Genomic DNA, 3,844 nt, shown 5'->3' on the forward strand with positions numbered 1-3,844 from the left:
AAAGCTGTAGATTTTGCAGTTAGTGTCATTGATATTGCTGAAATAATGAATACAAATCGGAATCATTACAGGCTTATAGAACAATTGGAATCATCTGTAACATCAATTTCCGCAAACATTGCCGAAGGCAAAGGGCGTAATTCTAAAAAAGAATTTATCCAATACCTGTACATCGCACGTGGGTCACTATTTGAAACAATTACTTTTCTAACTATATTTTACAAAAATAAATGGATTTCCAGTTCAAACCTTAATGATTTACGAATAGCAGGAGATACAATCGGTAAGCAGCTTTCAAGTCTTATAAATGCAATAAAGAAAACTATTTAGCTGATAGCTGATGGCTGATGGCTGATTTTAGATGTAAAACCCATGAGCCAAGAGCCATAACCTATGAGCCATCAGCCATGAACCATGAACCATGAACCATGAGCCATCACCCATGAGCCATTGCCCATGAGCCATTCTAAACTTAAAATAGCTGTTCTCGGTACCCGTGGATTTCCGCATATACAGGGTGGCGTGGAGACACATTGCGAAAATCTCTATCCTCAATTGGTTGAAAAAGGTTGTGAGGTAATAGTTTTTACCAGAAAACCCTACGTGGATTTAAAGATTACTAAATACAAAGGGGTAGCGTTAATCCCTTTGCCATGCCTAAAGAACAAATTCCTTGAGACATTTTTACATACCTTTATCGGAATTTTTGCCGCCAAAAAGTTTTCTCCTGATATCCTGCATATCCATGCAATAGGGCCATCCTTGTTCATACCACTCGCCAGGCTTTTTGGACTAAAAGTAATTATGACACATCATGGGCCTGATTATCAAAGAAAGAAGTGGGGGATACTGGCAAAGGGTATTCTGAAACTCGGCGAGCTTGCAGGCAGTAAATGGGCTAATGGCATAATCACTATTTCTCAAACAATAGCGGACCATATTCATGCTAGGTACAAGAGAAGCTCAACAATAATACCCAACGGTGTGGTGTTGCCAGCAATTCTACCGGGTAACAATACTCTGAGAAAGTATGCCCTCGCAAAAGAGAAATATATCCTGGCGGTAGGGCGCTTCGTGCCTGAAAAAGGGTTTCACGATCTGATTGTCGCCTTTAATAAACTGACAACTGCTAACTCACGCCTTCTAACAGAAAAGTGGAAACTGGTTATCGTGGGCAGGGCTGATCATGAAGATAAATATAGCCTGGATTTAAAAAATAAGGCGAGTCAAAGTAGTAATATTATATTAACAGGATTCCTCACCGGTGAACCGCTGCGGGAGCTTTATAGCCACGCAGGGCTTTTTGTATTACCTTCTTATTATGAGGGTTTACCGATAGTTTTGCTTGAGGCGATGAGTTACGGACTTTCCTGTATTGCTTCCGATATTCCTGCGAACAGAGAAGTATGGTTGGAAAGCGACAGGTTTTTTAAGCCTGGAGATGCTGATGCTATTGCATTGAAGATACAAGGGTTTATTCAAAGGTCATTAAACGAAGAACAAAGGAAGAAACAGATAAATACTATTGCCGAAAAATATAATTGGGAAAAGATAGCGGAAAAGACTTTAGATGTATATAAGGGCATGCTTTGATGTTGAAAGTTTGCAGTCTGAATGGTTATAGTTTTCAGCAAACTTTTGCGATATGTAACTGACAAATACTGATAGAACTATAGAATGATTTTAGTTAGTGTCGGTTGGGTTAAGGAGTGAAAAACCAAACAACTTAATACGGTAAGAGATAATACGATATCGCAGGTCGTAAATGAAAGGACAACTTTATTCTCTTGTGATGGCGAATGGGAGAGTGTGTAGTTGGGTTAAGTTTTATGCAAAAGTGGGACATGAAAAATCTAAATCGTTGGATTTTGCTTCCGCAACCCAACGAAACTAAAGTACCTGCTGTTGTTCCAAGTTTTTGCGAATAAATTTATTGTTTGTGTTGGGAAATAAAATTGAAATACGATTGAAATACAAGGTTTTCACGGTGGAAGAATTTGAGGGACTACTATACAAAAAAGAGGAATAGTGGAGAGGGCACTCCAAAACGGCAGTTTTGAAATATTGACACAGGCAAAATCCATGAATGAGGGTTTCCAAATCCACCATGCTTTTGGCAATCTAAAAACGTGGCTCAATGGTACTCATTAGGGAGTCGATTAGAAGTATTCGCCGGTCTATCTTGGCGAATTCATCTTTCGCTTCAACCGCAGGAAAATACCGATGGCCGCTTTCCAAAACAATCCTGGGGATCGCTACGTGTAAAGTCCTCACAAACATTAGCGGACCTGGACCAGCCTTAGCCAAATGCATAAGCATATTTGCTTATATATATTATTTATAGCAATAAAAAGTATTTTTAGGAGGTATAAAAATGATATCCCATAAATATAAATGCATATTTATACATATTCCAAAGTGTGCAGGTACCAGCATCGAAAGTGCCTTGGGTCATTTTGACAATTATTCTAGAAGAACAGAGCAAGATCATAGAAGCATTAGGATGATTGAAAAGCCGTTTTTTACACATAATATATTTACGTCTAAAGGAAATCTCTTTCAAGTAGCAAGAAGGATTCACTATGGACTCCGTAAACACGTCAACCCAAATAACAATCTTACTGTTTCAAAAGAGCAATATAATAGCTATTTTAAGTTTACCTTTGTACGCAACCCTTGGGCGCGAGCATATTCGTGGTATAAAAATGTTATGCGAGATGAAAACCATAAAAAGAATTTGGGAATTACTAAAGACATAACATTTAATGAGTTTCTTCGCCGGTACGTGGGAAAAGGAGTATTGAGACGGCAGACTTGTTGGATAAAAGATTACAGCGGCTCGATTCCTCTCGATTATATTGGCCGTTTTGAGAACCTTTTAAATGATTTCCGGGAAGCTTGCAAACTTATGGGAATTGAACCAAGTATGCTTCCCCATAAAGTAAAAGGTTCAAGTGAGGATTATCGGGGAAAATACGAAAAGGAATCAATCGACATTATAAAAGAAATATATAATGAGGAGATCGCACTTTTTAAATATTCTTTCGGTGAATAACACGCTGTCTAACACTTTCCTGATGGATAAAAAAAATAATGCCTAAATTCTGCAAACGATTTTCGCATTGCGAAAATCGTTTGCAGAATTTAGGGTATATTTATTTTTGTGGATATGTTTCTTAAAAATAGTTTTATAATTTTATTAAATTTTTTCAAGAATTGTCGATATTCATAACAGCTAACGAGGTAAAACTTCAGACCAATAAAAGTGTTTTGGAACCACAGATTTCGCAGGTTACACAGACAAAATATACAAATAATATATAAAAATTAATATTACAAAATCTGTGCTAATTGCGAAAGCTGCAGTTGTTGTAGTTACATTTAAAAAAACTGGGCTCATTTGTAGAGATAAATCGTAAATAAAGATTTTTAAGTGAGAAAGGAGGAATCGCCAAATCTAAATATTAAGTTTTATGTTTGCTAACTCCTGATAAGAGATAGCAGACGTGAAAAAGGCAAACCAATCGTGAGGTTGGGACGCAAAGCCATGGGGCTTCGGAATTACCGAAGCATGCCAGGTCGCCATGTTTGTTGATTAAACAATTAATCTCTTATTAGGAGAAATAGCGATGAAGTCAAAGATTAGCATCGTAGTAAGCATATTAGTTATTGCCCATATTGTTCTTTTCGCTGAAAAGAATTTTGCGGAAGAAGGAACATATCAAAATATTTATGGCATACTCTGGAATGATAAACCATCTGAGGACATTAACTATGCAAGGCAGATGGGGTATGATTCTATTGCTATAAATCCATCCTCAGAAGTTAAAGACTATCATAATAA

General features: G+C 37.1%; 4 protein-coding genes, 1 pseudogene and 1 riboswitch. All 5 genes and pseudogenes read left to right on the top strand.

What is annotated here, in order from left to right; all coding sequences use genetic code 11:
• On the top strand, positions 1–330 hold a 330-nt coding region (locus QZT26_RS16735), incomplete at its 5' end, for a four helix bundle protein (protein ID WP_295103766.1).
• Between the two features lie 126 nt (positions 331–456).
• Positions 457–1,593 (top strand): glycosyltransferase family 4 protein, encoded by a 1,137-nt coding sequence (locus tag QZT26_RS16740; protein WP_295103768.1) that lies wholly within the window; start codon positions 457–459, stop codon positions 1,591–1,593.
• A gap of 516 nt (positions 1,594–2,109) precedes the next feature.
• A pseudogene (locus QZT26_RS16745) lies at positions 2,110–2,344 on the top strand (transposase); the annotation flags it as partial.
• Positions 2,345–2,374: 30 nt separating this feature from the next.
• A complete protein-coding gene (locus QZT26_RS16750; protein ID WP_295103771.1) occupies positions 2,375–3,055 on the top strand; it encodes a sulfotransferase family 2 domain-containing protein in 681 nt (226 codons plus the stop codon).
• Between the two features lie 449 nt (positions 3,056–3,504).
• Positions 3,505–3,587, top strand: a riboswitch (cyclic di-GMP riboswitch).
• A 42-nt stretch (positions 3,588–3,629) separates the two neighbouring features.
• Positions 3,630–3,844: hypothetical protein (locus QZT26_RS16755; RefSeq protein WP_295103774.1), on the top strand; the 215-nt coding region annotated here is incomplete at its 3' end.

The sequence above is a fragment of the uncultured Candidatus Kuenenia sp. genome (genome assembly GCF_900696675.1).
Lineage (GTDB): Bacteria > Planctomycetota > Brocadiia > Brocadiales > Brocadiaceae > Kuenenia > Kuenenia stuttgartiensis_A.